The sequence below is a fragment of the Marinimicrobium sp. UBA4209 genome (genome assembly GCF_002381585.1).
Classification (GTDB): Bacteria; Pseudomonadota; Gammaproteobacteria; order Pseudomonadales; family Cellvibrionaceae; genus Marinimicrobium; species Marinimicrobium koreense.
On the sequence record NZ_DFTP01000089.1, the window covers coordinates 63,706 to 64,088 of the forward strand.

Annotated in this window: 1 protein-coding gene; it reads left to right on the plus strand. The window is 59.3% G+C overall.

Annotated elements, in window-relative coordinates; all coding sequences use genetic code 11:
- A partial coding sequence (locus B3187_RS13040) for a hypothetical protein (protein WP_286806919.1) occupies window positions 1-383 on the plus strand: 383 nt, incomplete at both ends.

A 383-nucleotide genomic window follows, 5' to 3' on the forward strand; every position in this document is an offset into this window, starting at 1 on the left:
CATGGACCCGGATTATGTTTCGGTGGCGGATTTCGTAGAGACAATGCACGAAGGCGGCTCTTTCGGCGTTGACCGCATTACTCCGCCGATTCTGGCCGAGCAGCTTGAGCGCGACAATCGCGAGGCGCTTCGGCTGGTAGAAGGTATTGATACCGAGGGCAATGCCTCGCTCATGTACGAAGTGGCCGACGTCAAAGCCTGGGCCCATCTCGGTCTTCATCTTGCGGAGAAGCTGAAAGGCGCCGTGGCGCTACACCGGTACCGTCTGTACGGTGATGAGGAACAGCAGCAGGTGGCTATCCGGCATTTACAGCAGGCTCTGGCGCACTGGGATCAAGTGGTGGAGATCACCCGGCCGATTTACCGCGACATGCCGCTGACCC